Source organism: Campylobacter sp. Cr9, assembly GCF_020138295.1.
Taxonomy (GTDB): domain Bacteria; phylum Campylobacterota; class Campylobacteria; order Campylobacterales; family Campylobacteraceae; genus Campylobacter_E.
Window position 1 is genome coordinate 52,943 of sequence record NZ_JACGBH010000008.1, and the last position, 23,557, is coordinate 76,499.

Here is a 23,557-nt window from a genome sequence, read left to right on the forward strand (position 1 = left end):
TTCGTCTTATGATATTTTCTGCAATTGGCGAAGGCATTCCACCACAAAACACTGTTTCTCAAGCACAAGCCTTAGCTTTAGCAAAAAGAGCAGCTTTAGCAGATGCTTATAGACAATTAGCAGGAAAGCTATATGGAATTAGAGTAAATTCAAGAGAAAATGTAAAAGATGCAATGCTAAGAAGCTCATTAATTACAACTTATGTAAATGGACTTATTAAAAATGCAAACATTACAGGTGAAGGCTTTAAAGACGGGCTTTATACTGTTGAGTTAGAACTTAAAATTGATAAATATAAATGGAACGAATTGTTCTCGTATTAATAACTTTAGTAGGATTATTAAATGCAACTAATCCTGATTATATCTTTTGGGCTAGATTAAGCACTAATAATCTAGTCCTAACTAATGAAGAATTTCATCTAAGTCGCGCAATGAGTATTGATAAAAAGGCGAAATACTCTTATGTTTGCGAACTTAACGCTACAAAAGACAATGTATATGAAAGTTTAAAAGATCAACAAAGCAATTTAATTGATTGTGTAAATAAAGCAATAGTTAGTGAATATGTAGATGTAAATAATTTTAAAGCAAATATTAAAACTTATTTAAGATTATTACCGATTTATTTTAAAGCTGAGCAAAATCAAGGAAAAATACTAATTTTTACAAAGGATAAGGTATGAAAATAGCCATAGTTGAAGATGATATTAATATGAGAAAATCACTTGAATTATCATTAAGCGATGATTATGAGCTTAAAACTTATAAAAATCCAATAGACGCTTTAAAAGAGCTTGATGATAGTTTTGATTTAATTATTAGCGATATTAATATGCCAAAAATGGATGGGCTAGAGTTTGTAAAAACCGCTTTAGAACAAAACATAAATGCTGAGTTTATAATAATTACAGGAAATGCTACTTTAAATAAAGCAATAGAAGCTTTAAGATTAGGTGTGAAAGATTTTTTAACAAAACCATTTGATTTAGAAAGATTATACGAAGCAATAAATAGAGCAAAAGTAATAAGAGAAAAAAAGGCTAAAAAAACAAAAAAAGAAAGCTTGATTAAGCAAGATGGCTTTTTAGGTAATTCAAGTGAATTAGACTTATTAAAAACTACTGCACTAAAGGCTGCAAAGACTAATGTAAGTGTGTTTTTAAGTGGCGAGAGTGGGGTTGGAAAAGAAGTTTTTGCAAAATTTATTCACGAAAATAGCAAAAGAGCAAATAAGCCCTTTATTGCTATAAATATGGCAGCAATTCCTGAAAATCTAGTAGAAAGCGAATTATTTGGCTATGAAAAAGGAGCTTTTACAGATGCAAATAGCAATAAATTAGGTTTGTTTGAATTAGCTAACGAAGGCACATTGTTTTTAGATGAAATAGGGGAAATGAGTGCTAGCTTGCAAGCAAAATTATTAAGAGTATTGCAAGAAAAGTGCATACAAAGATTAGGTGGAGCAAAACCTATAAATATAGATGTAAGAATTATAAGTGCTAGCAATATAAATATCCAAGAAAATATAAAAAATAACAAATTTAGAGCCGATTTATTTTATAGATTAAATACAATTATGTTAGATATTTTGCCACTAAGACGCCGTAAAGATGAAATAATAGAAATTGCAAATGCTACTTTAAAAAGAGTTAGCGATGAATATGATTTAGGAGAAAAATCATTAAGTGATGAAGCTAAAAAGCTTTTATTAGATTATGATTATCCTGGAAATATTAGAGAGCTAATTTCAATTATAGAAAGTGCTGCGATTTTAAGCGATGAAAATATTGTAAAAGCAAGTGATTTAAGACTTAATTTTACAAATAGTAACAAAACTAATATAAATGATTTAGAATTTGAACTAATTAAAGAAGCTTTAAAGCAAGAAAAGGATATAAAAGCAGCTGCAAAATTAATCTCAATGAGCGAAAAAGCTTTTAAAGAAAAAATGCAAAAATATAATTTAGGAGATGAAATATGAAAAGTATTGCAATCGTAGGTGCTAGCGGAGCAGTTGGAGAAGAAATATTAAATGTTTTAAACGAATATGATTTTCCTGTAAAAGATTTAAGATTATTGGCTAGTAAAAACAGTGCAGGCAAAGAAGTTGTATGGCGTGATGAAACTTATGTTATTGAAGAATTAGACGAGCATAGTTTTGATGAAGAAGATATTGATATTGCATTTTTTGCAGCTGGTGGAAGTGTAAGTGAAAAATACGCAAAAATAGCAGCTAGTAAAGGTGCTTTAGTAATTGATAATACAAGTTTTTTTAGAATGCATGATGATGTTCCTTTAATAGTGCCTGAGTGTAATCCGCAAGATTTTGCTAAGCATAAAGGAATTATCGCTAATCCAAACTGCTCAACCATTCAAATGGTTCAAGTTTTAAAGCCACTTGATAATGCTTTTGATATTAAAAGAGTTGATGTTAGCACTTATCAAGCAGCAAGTGGTGCAGGTAATTTAGGTATGAGTGAGCTTATGGAAGGCTTACAAAAAGTTTTTGCATTTGAAGAGATTAAACCTTCTAAATTTACTTATCAATTAGCACTTAATTTAATTCCACAAATTGATAGTTTTACAGAAAGTGGTTATACAAAAGAAGAACTTAAAATGGTAAATGAAACTCAAAAAATATTGCATAAAAAAATGCAAATAAGTGCGACTTGTGTGCGCGTACCAGTTCTAAGAAGCCATAGTGAAAGCATTACAATTACATTTAATAACGAAGTTGATTTAGATAAGGTTAGAACAATTTTAAGCAAGGCTCCTAGTGTAGTTCTTATGGATAATCCAAATGCGAAAGCCCATAATGAAGAAGAGCCAAGCGAAGAATTACGCTATCCAATGCCACTTTTTACAAGCGATACAAATGAAACTTATGTAGGAAGAATTAGAAAGGATTTAAATGATCCTAAGATTTTGCATTTATGGTGCGTAGCTGATCAAATAAGAGTTGGAGCTGCAACAAACGCTGTAAGAATTGCTTTACTAGCTTTAAATAAATAATATTATTAGAATTTGAATTTCTTAATTCAAATTCTACACTTCAAATAGCTTTAAAATCCTTGTTTTTAGACATAAAAAAATAAAAGAATTTGAAATAGGAATTTCAAATTCTTTTTTAGATTAAAATGGTTTTATAATCATTGCAGTAATTATTCCAATCATTATAATTGTTGGAACTTCGTTATAGACTCTAAAGAATTTACCACTTTTTGTACAGGTATCGTTTTTAAGTTGTTTTAAATATCTTAAGCAATCAAAGTGATATATTAAAAGTAAAACAACGCAAAGCAATTTAAGATGAAAATAACCTAAATGCATTAGGGTAGTATTCGCACTAATCATTAAAATACCTGTAATAACTGTAACTATCATAGAAGGTTGTCCTATGAAGTAAAACAGTTTATCTTCTTGAATTTTTACAACTTCAACAAATTCTTTTTTATGTGAATGTTCTTGATGATAAACATAAAGGCGTGGCAAATAAAATAAAGTAGCCATCCATGAAATAAATGCTAAAAAGTGTAACCATTTAATCCAATCATAATTATTTGTTAAAAAGTCCATTCTTAACTCCTTTTTTTAATTATTTCTTTTAAGATTATTATAAACACTCCTAAGTTAATGCAAACATCGGCAATGTTAAAAACAGCGAAGTTAAACCAGTAATGCCAAGCGATAAAATCAATTACTCCAGGGTAAAAAAATCTATCGTAAATATTACTCATTCCACCTGCTAAAATGAATGATAAAGCAGAATAATTATCGTTTAGAAATTTTTTCTCTTTAACTAAAAATATTCCTGCAATCATTAATAAAATAATTTGTATATATTTTAAGTATCCTTGTAAAAAACTTAGCATTGAAAACGCAACACCATCATTAAAAACTAAGTAAAAACTAATAGGGGTAAAATGCCATTCATAACCAGCTAAAAATATATTTTTACTTAATCTATCAAGTATTATTACAAAAATAATAATTAAAGAAGAATATATTAATTTCTTCTTCATACTAGCACACTTTTAAAGTATTTTACACATTCACTTTCCATTGCTTTTAGTGTTTTTTCATCCTCACATTCAAGCAATATTCTCATTAAATTTTCAGTTCCTGAATATCTAAACAAATAATTTACATTATTAATTTTAAGTTTTTCATATAATTTTTCTATTTCTTCAAGGCTTTCAAGAGGTTTTTTTTCTGTTATTTTTAAGTTTGTTAAACTTTGTGGATAAAGTTTGATTTCGCTAAATATTTCGCTAGCTTTTTTATTTAACAATAGTTTAGCTACTTGAAGCGCAGCAACTATTCCATCACCTGTTTTTGCATAATCACTAAAAATTATATGCCCACTTTGTTCTCCACCAAAATTATAATTTTTTTCTTGCATTGCATGTAAAATATATTTATCTCCAACATCAGTTGTAACATAAGAAATATTATGTTTTTTAAGATAATTTAAAAAGCCCATATTACTCATTTTGCTAATCGCAACGCCACTTAAATTATCATTATCTTTTAAAGCTTTTGCTAAGACACCTAATAAAATATCGCCATTTATAATTTCGCCATTTTCATCAACTACAACCAATCTATCAGCATCTCCATCAAATGCAAAACCTATATCAGCTCTTAATCTTTTTACTTCTTTTGCAAGCATATTTGGATGAAGTGCTCCACAACCATCGTTTATATTAATTCCATTTGGCTCACAAGCTAGAGTGATTACATCAGCACCAAGCTCAGAAAAAACAGCAGGTGCAACCTTATAAGCTGCTCCGTTAGCACAATCTAGCACAATTCTTAGATTTTTAAGGGTTGTATTTTTTGGGAATGAATTTTTAATATGAACTATATATCTTCCTATAACATCATCAATTCTTTTTGCAGAACCTATTTTATCTTTTATTACAAGATGGGAATTAATTAAGTTTTCATCATTAAAAATTCTATCAATTTCAAGTTCATCAGCTTCGCTTAATTTAAAACCATTTGCATCAAATACTTTTATCCCATTATCATAATAAGGATTATGAGATGCACTTATCATAATAGCAAAATCACATCTCATATCTTCACTCAAAAACGCCACAGCAGGAGTTGGCATAGGTCCAATTTGTAATACATTAAAACCTACTGCATTAAGCCCACTTACTATAGCATTTTCTATCATATAACCACTTCTTCTTGTATCTTTTCCTACTATTACTTTTTTTGTTACAGCTTTGTTTTTAAAAAATATTCCTATAGCCATTGCAGCTCTTAAAGCTTTAAAAGCACTCAAATCGCTACCTGCAAAGCCTCTAATTCCATCAGTTCCAAATATCATTTTTAGCCTTTCACTATGATTTTAATTTTAAATTAAGATTATTTTAACAAAACTTTACTAAAATCATTCTTTTAAAAATTTTTACGAAGGAATTTTTTATGGCAAATCATAAATCATCAGAAAAAAGAGCTAGACAAACAATTAAAAAAACTATTAGAAATAGATTCTATAGAACAAGACTTAAGAACATTACTCGTGCAGTTCGTGAAGCAGCATTAGCTAATGATAGTGAAGCAGCAGCAGCAGCTTTAAAAATAGCTAATAAAAAAATTCATGAAATGGTAAGCCGTGGTTTTCTAAAAAAACAAACAGCTTCAAGAAAAGTAAGTCGTTTAGCACTTTTAGTAAATAAAATTGGTGCTTAATTTTTAAATGCTAGCAAGCAAACTTGAGCCTTTCTTAAAACGCTATGAAGAAATTCAAGCGTTTTTAAGTAATATTGAAAATACTTCAGATTTAGCAAAAGTTACAGCCTTATCAAAAGAACAAAAAGGTTTAGAAGATATAGTTGAAGTTGCTAAGAAATATTTAAATACTTTAGAATCAATTGAAGAGAATAAGACTTTATTACAAGATCCTGAATTAGGTGAATTAGCTAAAGATGAATTAAAATATTTAGAAGATTTAAAACCTAAATTAGAAGAAGAAATAAGAATACTTTTATTACCAAAAGACCCTAACGATGAAAAAAATATTTTTCTAGAAATAAGAGCAGGAACTGGTGGAGATGAAGCAGCTTTATTTGTTGGAGATTTATTTAAAGCATATGCTAGATATGCAGAAAGTAAAGATTATAAAATAGAGATTGTAAGTCAAAGCGAAGGTAGCGCAGGTGGATTTAAAGAAATTATTTTATTGATTAAGGGTGATAAAGCTTATTCAAGGCTAAAATACGAAGGTGGAACACATAGAGTTCAAAGAGTTCCTGCTACTGAGTCTCAAGGAAGAGTTCATACTAGTGCAATAACTGTTGCGGTTATGCCTGAGGCTGAGGATAATGACATACAAATAAATCCAAATGATTTAAAAATTGATGTTATGAGAAGTAGTGGGCATGGTGGTCAGAGTGTTAATACTACTGATTCTGCTGTAAGAATAACTCATATTCCTACTGGGCTTGTAGTTGTTAATCAGGATGGAAAAAGCCAACATAAAAATAAAGAAAGTGCTTTAAAAGTATTAAAAGCAAGACTTTATGAAATGCAAGAGCAAGAAAGATTAGCAAAGGAAAGAGAAAGTAGAAAATCTCAAGTAGGAAGTGGAGATAGAAGTGAAAGAATTAGAACTTATAATTATCCACAAAATAGAATAAGCGATCATAGAATAAATTTAACTCTTCATAGATTAGATATCATTATGCAAGATGGTTTGTTAGATGAAATTATAGAACCTTTAATAGCACACTATCAAGCAGAGGCCTTAAACGAAGCTAATTTATGACAAAAGTATTAGCATACATACTTGTTATAATAGTTGTAACAAGTGTGTTTTTATATAAAAATAATCAAAAAGAACAGATTGAAATTTTAAAACAAAAGCAAGAAGAAGAATTATTAGTAAAAAGTTTAGAAAGATTTTATTTAGCTGGAAAGGTTGAATGCTATAATCATTCTGAATGCAATATTGATAATGGAGTTTCTAAATATTTTCAATTTTCTAATTTATATCTAAGAAATAGACAAGATTTAATAACTTTTTTTAAATTATTAGATAAAGATAGTAAAGATTACAGAGCAGAGTTTATTAAAAAAAATAATTTTGAATATTATTTAAGTGATGGCAGTTTTTTTAATAATCCGATAAATAATATTGACAATTCTCATAAAGAATTTGAAATAGGAATTAAGAAATTAAGATTTAAAAACAATATCTTAGATGATTTTGCATTTTTAACTTGGTATGTAGATATTAGTTCTTATCAAACAATTATTGATACTTTTAAAAATATAAATGTTAGTCTAAAAACAAAATATGAAATTAAAAATTCTCATCTTGGTTTAGATAAATTAGACTTAGAATTAAAGCTTACCTTGGTTGATGAAAGCAAAATCAAACTTATGATAAAAAATAAAAAAATTGAATTAAAAATGGAAAATTATGATTCGTTGAAAATAATATTTGTAGAATTTAAAGAAATAATAAAAAAATTTCTTGAAAATAATAAAGATATTATATTTTTTTCTGATTTATTAACTCATTATGATGATATTGTAAATCCAAAAGTAAAAAGTATTTCTTTATCAACTAATAATCTTTTTGATACAAAAAATATCCTATTTGTAAGCACATACAAACTTGAATCAAATTAACATTTATTTATAAGCTTTGAGTAGAATTGAAACACAAATTCTATAAAAAAAGGAAAAATTATGGCAAAAGTTATGAAAACAATGGATGGTAACGAAGCCGCTGCATATGCTGCCTATGCGTTTACTGAAGTCGCAGGAATTTATCCTATTACTCCAAGTTCTCCAATGGCTGATTATACAGATATTTGGGCTTCTCAAGGTAAGAAAAATATTTTTGGTATGCCTGTTAAAATTGTAGAAATGCAAAGTGAAGCAGGTGCTGCAGGTAGTGTTCACGGCTCACTTCAAGCAGGTGCATTAACTACTACTTATACAGCTTCTCAAGGTTTATTACTTAAAATTCCTAATATGTATAAAATTGCAGGTCAAATGCTACCTGGTGTTATTCATGTTGCTGCTCGTGCAATTGCAGCTCAAGCTCTTTCAATTTTTGGAGATCATCAAGATATTTATGCAGCTCGCCAAACAGGTTTTGCGATGCTATGCTCAAATAGTGTTCAACAAGCTATGGATTTAGCTGGTGTTGCTCACCTTAGTGCTATTAAAGGTCGTGTTCCGTTTATGCACTTCTTTGATGGTTTTAGAACTTCACATGAAATTCAAAAAATTGAAGTTATGGATTATGAAGTATTTAAAAGATTAATTGATATGGATGCAGTTCAAGCATTCCGTGATGCCTGTTTAAATCCTGAACATCCAAAAACTCGTGGAACAGCACAAAACGATGATATATACTTCCAAACTCGTGAATTAGCAAATAGATATTATGACGCTTTACCTGATGTAGTAGCTGATTATATGAATGAAATTTCAAAAGTTACAGGAAGAACTTATAAGCCATTTGTATATTACGGAGCAGCTGATGCAACTCGTGTGGTTGTAGCAATGGGTAGTGTAAATGAGGCTTTAACTGAAGTAGTTGATTATCTAAACAAAAAAGGCGAAAAAGTTGGTGTTATGATGGTTCATTTATATAGACCATTTAGCTTAAAATATTTCTTTAACGAAATGCCAAAATCAGTTGAAAAAATTGCTGTTTTAGATAGAACAAAAGAGCCAGGTAGTATAGGTGAGCCTTTATATCTTGATATTAAAGCAGCTTATTATGATCAAGATAATGCTCCTATTATTGTTGGTGGTAGATATGGTTTAAGTTCAAAAGACGTAGATCCTGCACAATTACTTGCAGTGTTTGAGAATTTGAATTCGGAAAAACCAAAAAATAATTTTACAATCGGTATTAATGATGACGTAACAAATCTTTCATTACCATTAGGCAAGAAGATTTCATTAGGAGATGAGAGCACAACTGAGTGTTTATTCTATGGACTTGGTGCTGATGGAACAGTTGGTGCAAACAAAAACTCAATTAAAATTATCGGAGATAAAACTGATTTATACGCACAAGCTTATTTTGCTTATGATAGTAAAAAATCAGGCGGATACACAAGAAGCCACTTAAGATTTTCTAAAAAACCTATCACATCTACTTATTTAGTAAGTACTCCACACTTTATTGCTTGTAGCGTGGCTGCTTATTTAGATATTTACGATGTTTTATCAGGTATTAGAGAAAATGGAACTTTCTTACTTAACTCAATTTGGGATGAGCAAACTACAATAGAAAAAATTCCTAATAAAGTTAAAAAAGTTCTAGCAGAAAAAAATGTAAATTTCTATATTATCAATGCTACAAAACTTGCTCGTGAAATTGGTCTTGGCAATAGAACAAATACAATTATGCAAAGTGCATTCTTCAAATTAGCAAAAATTATTGATTATGAAGATGCTCAAAAATATATGAAAGAATTTGCATACAAAAGCTATGTGAAAAAAGGTGAAGCAATAGTTGAAATGAACTATAAAGCTATTGATACAGGAGCACAAGGCTTAGTAAAAGTTAATGTTGATCCAGCATGGGCAAATCTAGTTGTTGAAGAGAAAAAAGCTGATGATAAATATATAGGAACTGCTTTTGTTGAAAACATTGTAAAACCTATGAACGCTGCTAAAGGTGATGATTTACCAGTTTCTGCATTTATTGGATATGAAGATGGTAGCTTTGAGCACGGAACAACTCAATTTGAAAAGCGTGGCGTTGGTGTTATGGTTCCTAAATGGATTGAAGCAAATTGTATTCAATGTAACCAATGTGCATCAGTATGTCCTCATGCAGTAATTCGCCCATTCTTAATCAATGAAGAAGAAATGGCAAATGCTCCAATAGGAGTAAAAGAGCATTCACTAGATGCTAAAGGTATTAAAGGCGAAAGTCTTAAATTTAAAATCCAAGTATCAGCACTTGATTGTACAGGTTGCGAACTTTGTGTAACTGAGTGTCCAAGTAAAGAAAAATCACTTGTAATGGTTCCACTAGAAGAAGAACTAGAAAAAGGCGAACAAGATAACGCTGATTATTTATTCCATAAAGTAAGTTATAAAGATAATTATTTAGCAAAAGATACTACAAAAGGTGCTCAATTTGCACAACCATTATTTGAATTCCACGGAGCGTGCCCAGGTTGTGGTGAAACTCCATACATTACTTTAGTAACAAGAATGTTTGGTGAAAGAATGATGATTGCAAACGCAACAGGATGTAGCTCGATTTATGGTGGTTCTGCGCCTTCAACTCCATACCGCAAAAACGATAAAGGTTTTGGACCTGCATGGGGTAACTCATTATTTGAAGATAATGCTGAGTTTGGTATGGGTATGAGAGTTGCAACTGAAACAATTCGCCATAGAATTGAAGATATTATGATTAATACAAAAGATAAAGCTCCAAATGCAATTGCTGCGCTTTATGGTGAGTGGTTAGCTAATAAGAAAAATGCTGATATAACAGCAGATGTAAGAGATAGATTAATCCCATTATTAGAGCAACACGCAGAGCTTGAAGGTGCTAAAGAAATTTTAGGACTTAAAAACTATGTAGCTAAAAAATCTCAATGGATTTTCGGGGGCGATGGCTGGGCTTATGATATAGGTTACGGCGGACTTGATCATGTTTTAGCAAGTGGAGAAGATGTGAATGTATTAGTAATGGATACTGAAGTTTATTCAAATACAGGTGGACAAGCATCTAAATCAACAAGAACTGGTGCGGTAGCTCAATTTGCTGCAAGTGGTAAGCCAAGTCAGAAAAAAGACTTAGGACAAATCGCTATGACTTATGGAAATATTTTCGTAGCTCAAGTAAACTCAAACGCTAACTATGCTCATTTTATTAAAGCATTAATCGCAGCTGAAGCTTATGATGGACCAAGCTTAATAATTTGCTATAGCCCTTGTATAGCTCACGGAATTAAAGGCGGAATGGGTGCTAGTGGAGATCATGCTGAAATTGCTACTAAGTGTGGTTATTGGCCGATTTATACTTTTGATCCAAGATTAGAAGAAGAAGGCAAAAACCCATTAAAAATTGTTTCTCGTGAGCCTGATTGGGATTTATATGAAAGCTTTTTAATGGCAGAAGTTCGCTATAATTCTCTTAAAAAGTCTAATCCAAAAGAAGCAGAAGAATTATATGCACGCAACAAAGCAGACGCTCAAAGACGCTACAGACAATTAAAGCGTTTAGCAGCAGCTGATTATTCTAATTAATATTAAGCCCTTTTTAGGGCTTAATTATTTTTATTTTCTTAAAGAATTTGAATTAGGAATTTAAAAATCAACTTAAATCTTCTTAAATTAATTTCTAAAAATGTTTTAAATTAGCTAAAATAATTTTTTTCTTTATTATCAAAAAGCTTTTATTTTAAGATTAAAATTATCTTTTTTGTAACTTTAAATTCTTTAAATCATATTAAAATTAATAAATTTTTTTAAGGAGATATTATGCAAAATCTTAATGCCAAAAAAGATTTAATGCAAATACTAAACGAACATGGTTTTAGTAGAAGGGATTTTTTAAAATGGTCTAGCGGAATGGCTACTATGCTAGGACTTGGAGTAACTTTTGCTCCAAATATTGCAAATGCAGTAGAAAACGCTAGTAATACTCCTGTAATTTGGCTACATATGGCTGAGTGTACAGGCTGTAGCGAGAGCTTACTTAGAAGTGACGCACCTACAATTGATAGCTTAATATTTGATTATTTAAATATTGAATATCACGAAACCGTAATGGCTGCAAGCGGTCATCAAGCTGATGAAAACTTAGAAAACGCTATTAAAAAACACGCAGGAAAATATGTATTATTAGTAGAAGGTGCAGTTCCTGCAGGAAGTTCTAGTTTTTATCTAACTTTAGGCTCTAAAGGTCATACAGGAGAAGAAATAGCAAAAAAAGCTTGTGAAAATGCAGAAGCGATTTTAGCAATAGGTACTTGTTCAAGCTTTGGTGGTATTCAAGCAGCTGCTCCAAATCCAACAAATGCTGTGCCAATTAGCAAGATTACAAATAAAAGCGTAATCAATGTTCCAGGCTGTCCTCCAAGTGAGAAAAATATCGTTGGCTCAGTGCTACAATTATTATTATTTGGTTCTATGGCACTTGATAATTTTAATCGTCCTAAGTGGGCATATGAACATAGAATTCATGATTATTGTGAGCGTAGAGGGCATTTTGATGCAGGTGAGTTTGTTGAGAGCTTTGGTGATGAAGGTGCTAAGAAAGGTTATTGTCTTTATAAAGTTGGTTGTAAAGGACCATATACATTCAATAATTGTGCAAAGCATAGATTTAATCAGCACACAAACTGGCCAATCGGAGCTGGACATGGTTGTATAGGTTGCTCTGAGCCTGATTTTTGGGATAGTATGCAAGCTTTTGAAGAGCCACTTAAAAATAAATCATTTAGAACATTTTTTAATGATGCAACAAGTGATAAGATAGGAATAGGTGTATTAACACTAACAGGAGTAGCAATAGCTGCTCATGCAACAATTTCAACAATTAAAAAAGATAAGGAATAAAAATGCAAAAAATAGTAGTAGATCCAATTACGAGAATTGAAGGACATTTAAGAGTAGAAGTAATAGTTGATGATGAAAACGTAGTAACCGATGCTTATGCAGGTTCAACTCTTTGGCGTGGAATTGAAACTATTGTAAAAGGTAGAGATCCAAGAGATGTAGGCTTTATGACACAAAGAATTTGTGGAGTTTGTACTTATTCGCATTATAGAGCAGGTATTGAAGCAGCTGAAAATGCTTTAGGTATTGTTCCTCCAAAAAATGCAAAACTTACAAGAACATTAATGAATGCTGCATTGTTTATGCACGATCATTGCGTTCATTTTTATCAATTGCATGGTCTTGATTTTGTTGATGTTGTAAGTGCTTTAAGTGCTGATCCAGCAAAAGCTGAACAAGAAGCTCTAAAATGGTGTGATAAGCCATTTGCTTGTGGTGTTGGAGAGCTTAAAGCTGTTCAAGAAAAGTTAAAAGGCTTTGTTGATAAAGGAGAATTAGGAATATTTGCAAACGCTTATTGGGGACACAAAACTTATCGCTTTAGCCCTGAACAAAACCTAATTGCATTAAGCCACTATTTAGAGTGCTTAAAAATTCAAAGAATTGCAGCACAATTAATGGCTATTTTTGGTGCAAAACAACCACATCCACAAAGCTTAACCGTTGGCGGTGTAACTTGCGTTATGGATATACTTGATCCTGCAAGAATTGGCGAATATAAAACTAAATTCCTTGAAATTAGTGATTTTATTCATCGTGCTTATTTGGCTGATATTAAGATGGCTGCAGCTGTTTATAAAAACGAGCCAAGCGTAATGAATGATGTAGGCGTTGATAATTTCATGTGTTCTAATGAGTTTTATTTAGGAGATGAATATTTATTCAAAGGCGGAATTGTTACAAATATGCTAAAAAACCCTGTTTTAAGCGAAGTAGATGAGAGTAAAATTACAGAAGAAGCAACTAGGGCTTGGTATAAAAATGATAAAGCACTTCATCCTTATGATGGCGAACAAGAGCCAAATTATACAGGTTTAGTAGATGAAAAAACCCTAAATCATAAAGGCGAGTTAGAAGATTCTAAAGTGTTTGATATGAATGGAAAATATAGTTGGATTAAAGCTCCAAGATATGATAATTTACCTGTTCAAGTAGGACCAATCGCAACAATTATTGTAAACTACTTAGCAAAAAATCCTATCGTTGTAAAAGAAGTTGATGCTTTATTAGCTGAATTAAATATTGAGCTTAAAGACTTACTTAGCACATTAGGAAGAACTGCAACAAGAATGCTTGAAGTTAAAATTATAAGCGAACACGCTTTAAAAGCTTTAGATAGTTTAATTGAAAATCTAAAAGTTGATCAAAGCACTTGCGCGCCTTATGTAATAGATAAAAACAAAGAATATAAAGGTCGCTTTATAGGTAATGCTCCAAGGGGAGTTTTAAGCCACTGGATTAGAATTAAAGATGGTATAGTGCAAAATTATCAATGTGTAGTTCCATCTACATGGAATGCAAGTCCAAAGGATGCTAATGGCGTTATGGGAAGCTATGAAGCTTGCTTAATCGGTCTTAAAATTGCAGATCTTACAAAACCACTTGAAATTATTAGAAAAATACATTCATACGATCCTTGCATTGCTTGTGCTGTGCATGTTATGGATAAAAAAGGTAATAAGTTAGGTGAATATAAAGTAGGGGTGTGATATGAAACATTATGAGTTTTCTATTGGTCTTAGGGCTACTCATTGGCTAAGAGCTTTTGCTATCTTAGCCCTTTGTATTAGTGGCTTTTATATAGCAAGTGTATTTATTTCGCCAGATAAATCAACTGAGCCAAATCTATTTATACAAGCAAAGTTTCGCTTCGTGCATAATGTAGCTGGATTTATTCTTTTAGCTTGTTTTATCTTTAAACTTTATCTTTTTATTTTTGATAAATTAAGCCATAAAGAGCGTGTAAGTATAAAGGATTGCTTTAGTATTAAAACTTGGATAGAGCAAATTAAGTTTTATTTATTTTTAGGAAAGCATCCACACTTGCAAGGTGTTTATAACCCACTTCAATTTGTGAGCTATTTTTTCTTTTATATTGTTTTAGCATTGCTGATTTTAACAGGTTTCGTGCTTTATATAAATGTATATCATGAAGGTTTTGCTGCTATGATAACTCCGTTTATTAAGCCATTTGAAGAAATGTTTGGCGGACTTGCTTATGTTAGAATTCTTCATCATATTTTAACTTGGATTACTATGATTTTTGTAGGAGTTCATATTTATATGGCTGTATTTAATGCTATCAAAGGCAAAGATGGTGCAATGGACGCTATATTTAGTGGATATAAATATAAATGAGAGTTTTAGTTCTAGGAATTGGAAATATCTTAATAGGAGATGAGGGAGCTGGAGTTATTTTTCTTGAATATTTTAGGAAAAATCTAGCTCCTAATCCTTTAATACAAGAGGAATTTAAAAACGGAATTTCAACTCAATTAGTATTTTTAGACGGCGGAACAATGGCTATGAATTTAGCCCATATAATTGCTGATTTTGATAAAGTTTATGTGATTGATTGCATTAATGCTGATGATTTAGAAGTAGGTGATGTTGTATTTTTTGATTATAAGCAAGTGCCAACTAATATAAATTATCAAGGCAGTGCGCATGAGCTTGAAATGCAAATGATGCTTAATTTTATGAATTTAGTTGGTGATTTGCCAGAGTGCAAGATTTTAGGAATTGTTCCAAATCGTCTTGAGCCTATGAAGATTGGCTTAAGTGAAAGTATTCAAAAATCTTTTGTTAAATTACAAAAAACTCTTTTAAATGAATTAAACAAAGATGGTTTTAACTTAGAGTTTAAAGGTGATTTTAGTATTGAAAAAGCGATTAGTAATTATAGGAATTTAAGCAGTGTTAATTAGGTATGATTTTAAGATTAATTTAAAAGATTTTGGAATATTTTTAAGCCATATTGCAAAAAAAATCAATATAAATTATAAGCTTTTTTATGAAAATAATGAGTTTTCGTTAGAGTTAAATGATGCAAGCGAAAAGATTTTAGAGTTTAATGAGCTTATTAAAAAAGTTCCTTATTTTTTGTTTTTACAAGATTTTAATGTAAGCGAAGAAAAAAGCGAAAAAAGAAAAGAATTTGAAATAGGAATTTCAAAATTACCTTTAAATCTTTGTGATGAGATTTTTGATGATTTAGCATTAAAAGTGCAAAATTATGAAAAAACAAATGAGAGTGATTTTGTAGTTATAGCTAATTATGAATTATTACAAAAAGCATTTGTATGTGATAAAAATACTCAAATATTGCTAAATTCTTATGAAAAACCATTTATAAAACTTGCACCAAAATCACTTTATAAAAAAGCTCATAATTTAAAAGATTTTTTATATGTAGGTTTTGCAAATAATAAAGATTTGTATAATGAACTAAAAGAAAGCAATGAGCTTTATTATATAAAACAGTCAGAAAACGCACTAATAATTAAGCCTTATAACGATACATTTTGTATTATTCAAAATCCTTATACTAATGAGTTATCAAATGCTTTTAATATTGATAAATTAAGCTTTAAATTACCTAAAAATAAGGCTAGTTTGATTAAGCTTTTAAAAGGTTTAGAGCATGGAGAAAAACTCTTAGCAAATTATGAAAAGAAATTTAGCTTAAGTGATTTTGAATTGGTTGAAGATAATATTTTTGCTCTAATTAAACTTGCTAACATAATACTAGAAAGCGATGTTTTAAAGCTAGTTCCTAATAATTATACAAAGGGCGTTAGAGTTGATTTTATAATTGATGAAAACGGCTTAAATATAGCAAAATTAATCTCTTCATTAATGAGCTTTAGATTAGCAAATGCAGCGATGATTGAAGTAGGGTTTTTTGAAGGGCTTGTAAAAATGCTTGGAAATTTAAATACTGATGAAAGATACATAAGCACAAAGCTTATAGAGTATAGTTCGTTTTTAAGCTACAACGCATTTTTAAATCCACATTTAAAAATTAGTAAATGGGCTAATAGTGAGTGTTTTAATTAATATAACAGGCAAGGTTCAAGGAGTAGGATTTCGCCCTGAAGTTTGCAAATTAGCCAAAGCTAAAGGACTTAATGGCTATATTTTAAACGATACTTTAGGAGTTAGTTTAGCTCTTGATTGCGATGAAAAAAGAGCTAGAGAATTTATAAAAGACTTAAAACAAATACTTAAAAAAAATCGCCCATTAGCAAGTATAGAAAAAGTAAAAATAAGCAAAACTAATGAAACTTATAATGATTTTATTATCAAAAAACCAAGCAAAGATAAGCGTAATCTTGCAGTTATTTTGCCAGATTTTGCTCCTTGTAAGGATTGCATAAAAGAGCTTAATAATCCTAAGCTAAAACGAAGATTCAATCATCCTTTTATAAATTGTACAAATTGTGGTACAAGATATAGCGTGATAAGAAAAATCCCTTATGATAGAGCAAATACTTCTATGAGTGAGTTTATTATGTGTGATGAATGCAGTAAAGAATATAACGACCTTGATGATAGAAGGTTTTTTGCTGAGCCTATTGCATGTAATAGTTGTGGAGCAAGGCTTAGTGTGGATTTAGCAAAGGCTATAAAATATCTTAAAAATGGCAAAATTGTAGCGATTAAAGGCGTTGGCGGATTTAATTTATTGTGTAATGCAAACGATAGTAAAGCGGTTGATAAATTAAGAGTTTTAAAACAAAGACCTAAAAAACCCTTAGCAATAATGGTAAAAGATATTAAAATGGCTAAGCAATACGCCAAAATTTCAAAAAAAGAAGAGCAGGTTTTAAAAAGTGAGCAAAGACCTATAATGCTACTTAAAAGTCTTAATAAAACTGCTTTTAATATACATTTTGAATTTAGCCAAATAGGTATATTTTTGCCAACTGCACCGATATTTCATATACTTTTTAAGGGGCTTGATTTTGCATTAGTGGCTACTAGTGCAAACAAAAGTGGTGAGATGATTTATTCTAAAAAAAGCGAGTTTAAGAGATTAAAACCTGATTTAATAATAAATCATAATAGAAAAATTATTAATAAAATTGATGATAGTGTAGGGCAAGTAGTTAATAATACTTATCATCATCTAAGAAGTGCTAGAGGCTTTTCGCCGTATTATTTTCATCATAAAATAAAGAAAAATATAAATATTCTTGCTCTTGGAATGGAAGAAAAAAACGAGTTTTTAATATATACAAATGGGCTTTGTATAAAATCACCTTTCATAGGGGATTTAAAGGATATTAGTGTTTATGAAAATTTCATTAAAACTTTAAGATTTTTTGTGAGTAATTATAAAATCAAATTTGATTATATTTTGGCTGATTTACACCCACATTTTTTATACCACGAAAAAATTACAAAAGAATTTAAAATAGGAATTAGCAAAACCACAAAAATTATAAAAATCTATCATCACGCAGCCCATGCAATGAGCCTAAATCTTAAAAATATTAGAGCATTTTGTTTTGATGGTACGGGATTTAAGAATAATCATCATATAAGTGGTGGAGAAGTGCTAGACGTTACAAGAAATATAATTAATACTGCTTTTTCTTTTGATAATTTTAAATTAGTGAATGTTAAAAATAATGAATTATTAGCCTATGCTATTATGCAAAAATACGAATTACCTTATCAAATAAATAATAATTATGATATAGCCTTAAAAAACTGCAAGCTTTATACAAGCTCACTTGGTAGGATAATTGATGCGTTTGCTTATCTTGTTTGTGGGTTAAAAAAGAACGATTTTGAAGCACATTCAGGAATGCTAATAGAAAGCTATTATAACGAGAATATAAAAGATATTTATAAGATAGAATTTGAATTAGGAATTATAAATTATAAAGATATTTTTGCAAGTTGCATAAACGAAAGTCCTGAGCTTGCATGCACTAAGTTTATAAATACAATTGTTTATATAATCAAAGCTTTAAGTCCTAGTAAAAGAGCGGTTTTAAGTGGTGGAGTGTTTTGTAATAAAACTATTTTAAGGTTGCTTTTAGAAGATAAAGAATATAAATTTTATACTCCAAAAGATTTTGCTATAAATGATAGTTGCATTGCTTTAGGACAACTTAATTACTTCTTAAATAATATGAATTTTAAGGATTAATTTATTATATATTGATAAAATCACGCCTTTTTTCAAAAAGGATTAATTATGAAAATTTTACAAGAATTTAAAACATTTGCTATGCGTGGCAATGTTGTGGATTTAGCTGTTGGTGTGGTTATCGGAACTGCTTTTGGTAAGATTGTAAGCTCACTTGTAAGCGATATTATTATGCCTATTGTTGGGGTTTTAACAGGTGGAGTTGATTTTAGTGATTTAAAATTAGTTATCAAAGAAGGTGCCAAAGAAGCTGAGAATGTAACTGTTAATTATGGTATGTTTATTCAAAATGTTGTTGATTTTTTAATCATTGCTTTTTCAATTTTCGTTGTTGTAAAGCTAATTAATAAGCTTAAAAAAGCAGAAAAAGAAGAAGAAAAACAAGCTCCAGCTCCTGCACCTGCAGAAGACATTGTGCTACTAACCGAAATTAGAGATTTGTTAAAAAACAAATAATTTTTTAAGCTAATCTTAATGATTAGCTTAATTTATATCATATCCTTAGAATTATTTTCTTCATTTTTATTTTTGATTTCATCTATACTATTTACTATGATTGCGATGATTGGGTTTATTACAAGCAATGGTAAAAAAGCAATCCTTTAAAGTTATCAAATTTGTATGTATTAAGATTAAGTGAGTTTAAGACATATTTTTGTTGTGATTTGTTAGTTTAGTTTAATGGTTTGAGCTAGTGCAAAGGATAAAACAAGATAGTTTTTAGCTAATTAAACTAAAATCTTTTGTAGGTTTTATGATTTATAAAATTATATTAATACATTTTAAAATGTATAATTTAAAAATATAAGGAGAAAAAATGTATATAGATGAAAATACTTTAAAATTTTATTTAGATGATAATTATAAGAAACTAGAAAAAAGCAAGCAAGCTATTAGTGATAGATTTGATGGTGTTAGTAATATTTTAAGTAAAGCTAAAACAATACAAATTGATTGGCAAAATATACAAAAAGATATAAACAAATATATTAATGAAGTTCAAAATAAATTCCCAAAAGACAGTAGTAACCTAGATAAATATAAAAGTTGTGAACGAGATTTTGGGTTAGGTAGAGTGTTTGTTGTTGATAAAAAATTAATAGGTATGACAAATCAAAATAAAGCTTTCAAGGAAAGACTTGATGAAATAGAAAAAGATTTTGTCTTAAAATTACTTTTTGTTATGAGTGGTTATGACTTTAAAACCAACAACGTAGTTAACGAATATAGGATTTTAAGTAATAAGAAATTAAATTATGATTTTGAAGGCTCTACATACTCTCAAGGGACTTGCGCTTGGATAAATTCTCATTTTTCTGATAATACTTTGTTTATAGAATTTGTTGATTTTATAAAAAATTGTTGTGATACTAGTAATATTAAAAAAGAAACATATATAGCATTATGCTATCCTGGTAGAGTGACAAAGGCAGATATTGATAAACCTAAAGATGTAGAAATAGACTATGAAGAACAGAAAAAGATTTTAGAGTTTCGTTTTCCGTATAAGTTTATGTGGATGTGGGCGAATGCCGATAAGGTAATACACCCTATAAGTCTAGATGCTTTTAGGAACTTTTTAAAATCTGATTTTATGCAAGAGATTTTTAAAGAAGATGAATTTAAAAAACAAATAAAAGATAATCTTGGAGATAATGTAAACGAATATCCAAAAAAAATTACCGATTGTCATTTTGATAGTTTTCCAGCAATTTGGAAGATTGTGAGCGGTAAAATTTATGAAAAAATTTTTGGAAAAGGTGCAAATAAAACTACAGAAAATTTACAAAAGGTTTCAAAAATCATATCTCTTTTATGTATAGGCGAAACCGATATGAAAAATATTTCAGATTTACTTGAAACTCATAAACAAATCATACTTTATGGAGTGCCAGGGACAGGCAAGACTTATTCAGCTAAAGAGATTATAAAAGAATGGCAAACTAAATCACAAGAAGAAAGCTTAGTAGAAAAAGCTAAAGATGATGAGAAAAATGAGCTAGATAATTGTAAATTTAGCAAACTACTTAAAAATAAAAAAGATGAAGAAGAATATAAAAAGATCTGTGAAAATAAGAAAATAATATGGGATATAGTGCAGTTTCATCCAAACTATTCTTATCAAGATTTCATAGGTGGTATAGCTCCAAATGTAAAAAATGATGGTAGTTTATCTTATAAGCTAAATGATGGGATATTTAAAAAGGTTTGCGATTGTGCGAAAGCGAATGAAAACACAGATTTTATTTTTATAATAGATGAGATAAATAGGGCTAATCTTAGTGAAGTATTTGGAGAGCTACTTTATGCTCTTGAGTATCGTGATGAGAGTGTAAGTGTAGCTAATTTTGATGAGTTTTGTATACCTAGCAATGTCTATATCATAGGCACTATGAACAATGTGGATAAAAGTTTGGCTACATTTGATTTAGCACTTAGAAGAAGATTTGGCTTTTATGAAGTAGGTGTGGATTATGGTGCAATACATGAAGCTTTTAAAGAATATAAACAATCAAATGATAAAAAAGATAATTTTAATAATATAGATAGCTATGTTCAAAGATGTATAGAACTAAATTATTTTTTATCAGGTGATGAAGATTTAAGCGATTATGAAGATAAGAAAAAGAAAGAGTTAGAAGCTATAAAGCTAGAAAATACTCAAGATTATTACAAAATCGGTCATGCGTATTTTATGAAAATAAAAAGCTTTATAAAAGATGATGAAAAAAATATCAACCGAAGCCACTTAGAAAAACTTTGGATTTATCATATTGAGCCACTTTTGATGGAATATCTAGGATTAAGCTATGATGATAATAACATCAAAGAAAGAATTGGCAAAATAAAAGAATATTTTACAAAAAAGTTAGATGAAGAATGATAAAAATTGATAACACAAACAAGCAAGGAGAAATTAAAAGTATAAAGCTTGATGATTGCACTGAGCATAAGTGTTTTTTCAACACTCAAGCAAACACAAGCCTAACCATGAAAGCCATAAAAGAGCTAAAAGACAATAAGCTAGATTTTATAAATATAAGCACGAATGCTTATAAAAAAGATGATGTTAATATAATTGATTGTGATTATATTGATGAAAATAATATCATTTTAAAAACTTCTTATTATGTAGGCTTTTATTCAAAAGGCACTATAAATATCACTATCTCTCCACGCTTTGGAGATGCTATTAGGGATTATCTTTACTCATACGCTTTAGGGCTTTATTTACCTAAAAGCGTCACAGGTTCGGCAAGTTGCAAGCATAATTACTGGCTTTTATGTATGCTTTGGGTTGGCTCACTTGAATACGCCTTAAATAAATCAAATATCCCTAAAAACTACGAAAGAATAAAGAAAAATCAAAAGTATTTTAAAGGTAGCCTAGATATATCAAATCACATAAAGCACAACCTTGTAAATGCTAATAGATTTTATTGTTCTTACTCAAAGCAAACTTATAATACCCCTATAAATAGAGCGATTTTAAAAGCATACGATCATCTATTAAAGATAGGTTTTAGCAATATGTTAAATAGTGTTTCATCACACATTCAAATGTTAAGAGATTTTGGAGTTGGTGATGATGTGAGATTAGATGAGTTAAAAAGCATACATTATACCCCACTAAATAAAGCTTATCAAAAGGTAGTATCTTTAAGTGAGCTAATCATCAAAAATCAAGGCTCAAAATCAAGTTTTGATAATTCTAATGGTTTTGGATATTTTTTGGATTTAAGCGAAGTTTGGGAAGGGTATTTATATAAGCTTATGAGTAAAAATTTGCAAGGTTTTAAGGTCGTTAATGGTAATTTTGCTAGTAAAAATTATCTTTTTGATGGTAATTTAAGAGAGCTTAGACCTGATTTTTTTATTTATAAAGATAGTAAGCTTGTAGCTGTATTAGATGCAAAATATAAAGATTATTCAAGTCTAGGCAAAACATCTTGTGATGCTGGAGCTATAAGTAGAGAAGACTTGTATCAAATGAGTGCTTATATGTATAGATTTAACGCACCTTTGGGAATATTTTTATCTCCTAATACTGATGGTGTAACTATGGAGCAAGTAGCTGGTAAAGATAGCAATATGGCTATTTTAGGGATTAATTTAAGTCAAGATGAAAATGATAAAGATAATAAAAAAGAAAAGGCAGATATAATAGAACGTCTTAAAGAAAAAGAAAAAAAATTTATAAATAATCTTCAAAATATTTTAAATCAATTTTAAGGTAGAAGACAATAGTTCTACCTATTATTATTTTATAGTTTCAAGCATTTTGCAAGCTTCTTGCAATTTAGCATCGCAAGCTTTTTGAGCATATATATTTGCTTTATCTTTATTGGTTGAATAGTTTAATTTCGCAGCCATTAAGCAATATTCGTATTCGTTTAAATCACATAATTTTATAGAATATTTTAAAGCTATATTAAAATTATTTTTATTAAGTTTAATAAAATCATAGTGCAATTTTGCAATAAATTTGCAATCATTTACATCTCCTAAGTCGCATGATTTTTGAAAATGCTTTATCGCTCTTAAAAAATCTCTTGGATACACATTATCATTATAAGCATAAACACCTATATTATGACAAGATTTTAAGTGATTGTTATTGCAAGCAATTTCAAGCATTTGCATTGCTTTATCGTATTGTTTATCATAATAATAATTTTTATATTGCTGAAAGCATGCTTCATTATCATTCTTTTTACATTTGCTTTCTAAACTTTCTTCAAAACAAGCTGTAAAAAATAATATACTTATTAATAATAATTTTTTCATAAAATCTCCTTTTGGTTTATTATAATCTTAATTC

Annotated in this window: 20 protein-coding genes and 1 pseudogene; 17 read left to right on the forward strand and 4 right to left on the reverse strand. The window is 29.4% G+C overall.

What is annotated here, in order from left to right; all coding sequences use genetic code 11:
* Nucleotides 1-14: 14 nt before the first annotated feature.
* The 4 genes and pseudogenes from AVANS14531_RS09250 to AVANS14531_RS05195 all read left to right on the forward strand — a co-directional run.
* Nucleotides 15-323 (forward strand): annotated as a pseudogene (locus AVANS14531_RS09250) (lipoprotein required for motility); the annotation flags it as partial.
* On the forward strand, nt 299-685 hold the full coding sequence (locus AVANS14531_RS05185; RefSeq protein ID WP_336611576.1) for a hypothetical protein: 387 nt from the start codon (nt 299-301) through the stop codon (nt 683-685). The pseudogene AVANS14531_RS09250 and the gene AVANS14531_RS05185, both read left to right, overlap by 25 nt.
* On the forward strand, nt 682-1,983 hold the full coding sequence (locus AVANS14531_RS05190) for a sigma-54-dependent transcriptional regulator (protein ID WP_239818353.1): 1,302 nt from the start codon (nt 682-684) through the stop codon (nt 1,981-1,983). The genes AVANS14531_RS05185 and AVANS14531_RS05190 overlap by 4 nt, the downstream gene beginning before the upstream one ends.
* Nucleotides 1,980-3,014: an aspartate-semialdehyde dehydrogenase gene (locus AVANS14531_RS05195; RefSeq protein ID WP_336611577.1), complete on the forward strand. Its 1,035-nt coding sequence runs from the start codon at nt 1,980-1,982 to the stop codon at nt 3,012-3,014. The genes AVANS14531_RS05190 and AVANS14531_RS05195 overlap by 4 nt, the downstream gene beginning before the upstream one ends.
* Nucleotides 3,015-3,134: 120 nt before the next feature.
* On the opposite strand, the gene hemJ is transcribed toward AVANS14531_RS05195, so the two are convergent.
* The 3 genes from hemJ to glmM are packed head-to-tail and all read right to left on the reverse strand — an operon-like array spanning nt 3,135 to nt 5,343.
* Nucleotides 3,135-3,578 carry a protoporphyrinogen oxidase HemJ gene (hemJ, locus tag AVANS14531_RS05200; protein ID WP_336611578.1) on the reverse strand — a complete coding sequence of 148 codons (444 nt, stop codon included), beginning with the start codon at nt 3,576-3,578 and terminating at the stop codon, nt 3,135-3,137.
* 2 nt (nt 3,579-3,580) lie between these two features.
* Nucleotides 3,581-4,024 (reverse strand): signal peptidase II, encoded by a 444-nt coding sequence (gene lspA, locus AVANS14531_RS05205; protein WP_239818356.1) that lies wholly within the window; start codon nt 4,022-4,024, stop codon nt 3,581-3,583.
* Nucleotides 4,021-5,343 carry a phosphoglucosamine mutase gene (gene glmM / locus AVANS14531_RS05210; RefSeq protein WP_336611579.1) on the reverse strand — a complete coding sequence of 441 codons (1,323 nt, stop codon included), beginning with the start codon at nt 5,341-5,343 and terminating at the stop codon, nt 4,021-4,023. Before glmM ends, lspA begins: the two co-directional genes overlap by 4 nt.
* Nucleotides 5,344-5,441: 98 nt before the next feature.
* Here glmM and rpsT point away from each other — a divergent pair, with 98 nt between their 5' ends.
* From rpsT to AVANS14531_RS05275, 13 genes are all read left to right on the forward strand, one after another.
* Complete coding sequence (gene rpsT / locus AVANS14531_RS05215; protein WP_336611580.1) at nt 5,442-5,708, forward strand: 30S ribosomal protein S20; 267 nt, start codon at nt 5,442-5,444, stop codon at nt 5,706-5,708.
* 7 nt (nt 5,709-5,715) lie between these two features.
* Nucleotides 5,716-6,783, forward strand: coding sequence for a peptide chain release factor 1 (gene prfA / locus AVANS14531_RS05220; protein WP_336611581.1), 1,068 nt, complete (start codon nt 5,716-5,718; stop codon nt 6,781-6,783).
* Nucleotides 6,780-7,652, forward strand: coding sequence for a hypothetical protein (locus AVANS14531_RS05225; protein ID WP_336611582.1), 873 nt, complete (start codon nt 6,780-6,782; stop codon nt 7,650-7,652). The genes prfA and AVANS14531_RS05225 overlap by 4 nt, the downstream gene beginning before the upstream one ends.
* Nucleotides 7,653-7,712: 60 nt before the next feature.
* Nucleotides 7,713-11,258 carry a pyruvate:ferredoxin (flavodoxin) oxidoreductase gene (gene nifJ / locus AVANS14531_RS05230; protein WP_336611583.1) on the forward strand — a complete coding sequence of 1,182 codons (3,546 nt, stop codon included), beginning with the start codon at nt 7,713-7,715 and terminating at the stop codon, nt 11,256-11,258.
* A gap of 234 nt (nt 11,259-11,492) precedes the next feature.
* Nucleotides 11,493-12,572, forward strand: coding sequence for a hydrogenase small subunit (locus tag AVANS14531_RS05235; RefSeq protein ID WP_336611584.1), 1,080 nt, complete (start codon nt 11,493-11,495; stop codon nt 12,570-12,572).
* A 2-nt stretch (nt 12,573-12,574) separates the two neighbouring features.
* Complete coding sequence (locus AVANS14531_RS05240; RefSeq protein ID WP_336611585.1) at nt 12,575-14,281, forward strand: nickel-dependent hydrogenase large subunit; 1,707 nt, start codon at nt 12,575-12,577, stop codon at nt 14,279-14,281.
* 1 nt (nt 14,282) lies between these two features.
* Nucleotides 14,283-14,930 carry a Ni/Fe-hydrogenase, b-type cytochrome subunit gene (gene cybH, locus AVANS14531_RS05245; protein WP_336611586.1) on the forward strand — a complete coding sequence of 216 codons (648 nt, stop codon included), beginning with the start codon at nt 14,283-14,285 and terminating at the stop codon, nt 14,928-14,930.
* Nucleotides 14,927-15,499 (forward strand): hydrogenase maturation protease, encoded by a 573-nt coding sequence (locus AVANS14531_RS05250; protein WP_239818365.1) that lies wholly within the window; start codon nt 14,927-14,929, stop codon nt 15,497-15,499. The genes cybH and AVANS14531_RS05250 overlap by 4 nt, the downstream gene beginning before the upstream one ends.
* A complete protein-coding gene (locus AVANS14531_RS05255; RefSeq protein WP_336611587.1) occupies nt 15,489-16,631 on the forward strand; it encodes a hypothetical protein in 1,143 nt (380 codons plus the stop codon). Before AVANS14531_RS05250 ends, AVANS14531_RS05255 begins: the two co-directional genes overlap by 11 nt.
* Nucleotides 16,615-18,735, forward strand: coding sequence for a carbamoyltransferase HypF (hypF, locus tag AVANS14531_RS05260; protein ID WP_336611588.1), 2,121 nt, complete (start codon nt 16,615-16,617; stop codon nt 18,733-18,735). The genes AVANS14531_RS05255 and hypF overlap by 17 nt, the downstream gene beginning before the upstream one ends.
* Nucleotides 18,736-18,783: 48 nt before the next feature.
* Nucleotides 18,784-19,191, forward strand: a complete 408-nt coding sequence (mscL, locus tag AVANS14531_RS05265) for a large-conductance mechanosensitive channel protein MscL (RefSeq protein WP_239818368.1) — start codon at nt 18,784-18,786, stop codon at nt 19,189-19,191.
* A gap of 361 nt (nt 19,192-19,552) precedes the next feature.
* Entirely contained in the window at nt 19,553-21,619 is a 2,067-nt protein-coding gene (locus tag AVANS14531_RS05270) for an McrB family protein (RefSeq protein ID WP_336611589.1), read from the forward strand.
* Nucleotides 21,616-22,968 carry an McrC family protein gene (locus AVANS14531_RS05275; RefSeq protein ID WP_336611590.1) on the forward strand — a complete coding sequence of 451 codons (1,353 nt, stop codon included), beginning with the start codon at nt 21,616-21,618 and terminating at the stop codon, nt 22,966-22,968. The genes AVANS14531_RS05270 and AVANS14531_RS05275 overlap by 4 nt, the downstream gene beginning before the upstream one ends.
* Nucleotides 22,969-22,995: 27 nt before the next feature.
* Here AVANS14531_RS05275 and AVANS14531_RS05280 read toward each other — a convergent pair whose 3' ends face one another.
* Nucleotides 22,996-23,523, reverse strand: coding sequence for a tetratricopeptide repeat protein (locus tag AVANS14531_RS05280; protein ID WP_336611591.1), 528 nt, complete (start codon nt 23,521-23,523; stop codon nt 22,996-22,998).
* Nucleotides 23,524-23,557: the final 34 nt, after the last annotated feature.

Excerpts from the sequence above, each read along its gene's own strand:
- AVANS14531_RS05185 (WP_336611576.1), top strand. The coding sequence starts at position 299 with ATGGAACGAATTGTTCTCGTATTAATAACTTTAGTAGGATTATTAAAT.
- AVANS14531_RS05190 (WP_239818353.1), top strand. The coding sequence starts at position 682 with ATGAAAATAGCCATAGTTGAAGATGATATTAATATGAGAAAATCACTT.
- AVANS14531_RS05195 (WP_336611577.1), top strand. The coding sequence starts at position 1,980 with ATGAAAAGTATTGCAATCGTAGGTGCTAGCGGAGCAGTTGGAGAAGAA.
- hemJ (WP_336611578.1), bottom strand. The coding sequence starts at position 3,578 with ATGGACTTTTTAACAAATAATTATGATTGGATTAAATGGTTACACTTT.
- lspA (WP_239818356.1), bottom strand. The coding sequence starts at position 4,024 with ATGAAGAAGAAATTAATATATTCTTCTTTAATTATTATTTTTGTAATA.
- glmM (WP_336611579.1), bottom strand. The coding sequence starts at position 5,343 with ATGATATTTGGAACTGATGGAATTAGAGGCTTTGCAGGTAGCGATTTG.
- rpsT (WP_336611580.1), top strand. The coding sequence starts at position 5,442 with ATGGCAAATCATAAATCATCAGAAAAAAGAGCTAGACAAACAATTAAA.
- prfA (WP_336611581.1), top strand. The coding sequence starts at position 5,716 with ATGCTAGCAAGCAAACTTGAGCCTTTCTTAAAACGCTATGAAGAAATT.
- AVANS14531_RS05225 (WP_336611582.1), top strand. The coding sequence starts at position 6,780 with ATGACAAAAGTATTAGCATACATACTTGTTATAATAGTTGTAACAAGT.
- nifJ (WP_336611583.1), top strand. The coding sequence starts at position 7,713 with ATGGCAAAAGTTATGAAAACAATGGATGGTAACGAAGCCGCTGCATAT.
- AVANS14531_RS05235 (WP_336611584.1), top strand. The coding sequence starts at position 11,493 with ATGCAAAATCTTAATGCCAAAAAAGATTTAATGCAAATACTAAACGAA.
- AVANS14531_RS05240 (WP_336611585.1), top strand. The coding sequence starts at position 12,575 with ATGCAAAAAATAGTAGTAGATCCAATTACGAGAATTGAAGGACATTTA.
- cybH (WP_336611586.1), top strand. The coding sequence starts at position 14,283 with ATGAAACATTATGAGTTTTCTATTGGTCTTAGGGCTACTCATTGGCTA.
- AVANS14531_RS05250 (WP_239818365.1), top strand. The coding sequence starts at position 14,927 with ATGAGAGTTTTAGTTCTAGGAATTGGAAATATCTTAATAGGAGATGAG.
- mscL (WP_239818368.1), top strand. The coding sequence starts at position 18,784 with ATGAAAATTTTACAAGAATTTAAAACATTTGCTATGCGTGGCAATGTT.
- AVANS14531_RS05270 (WP_336611589.1), top strand. The coding sequence starts at position 19,553 with ATGTATATAGATGAAAATACTTTAAAATTTTATTTAGATGATAATTAT.
- AVANS14531_RS05275 (WP_336611590.1), top strand. The coding sequence starts at position 21,616 with ATGATAAAAATTGATAACACAAACAAGCAAGGAGAAATTAAAAGTATA.
- AVANS14531_RS05280 (WP_336611591.1), bottom strand. The coding sequence starts at position 23,523 with ATGAAAAAATTATTATTAATAAGTATATTATTTTTTACAGCTTGTTTT.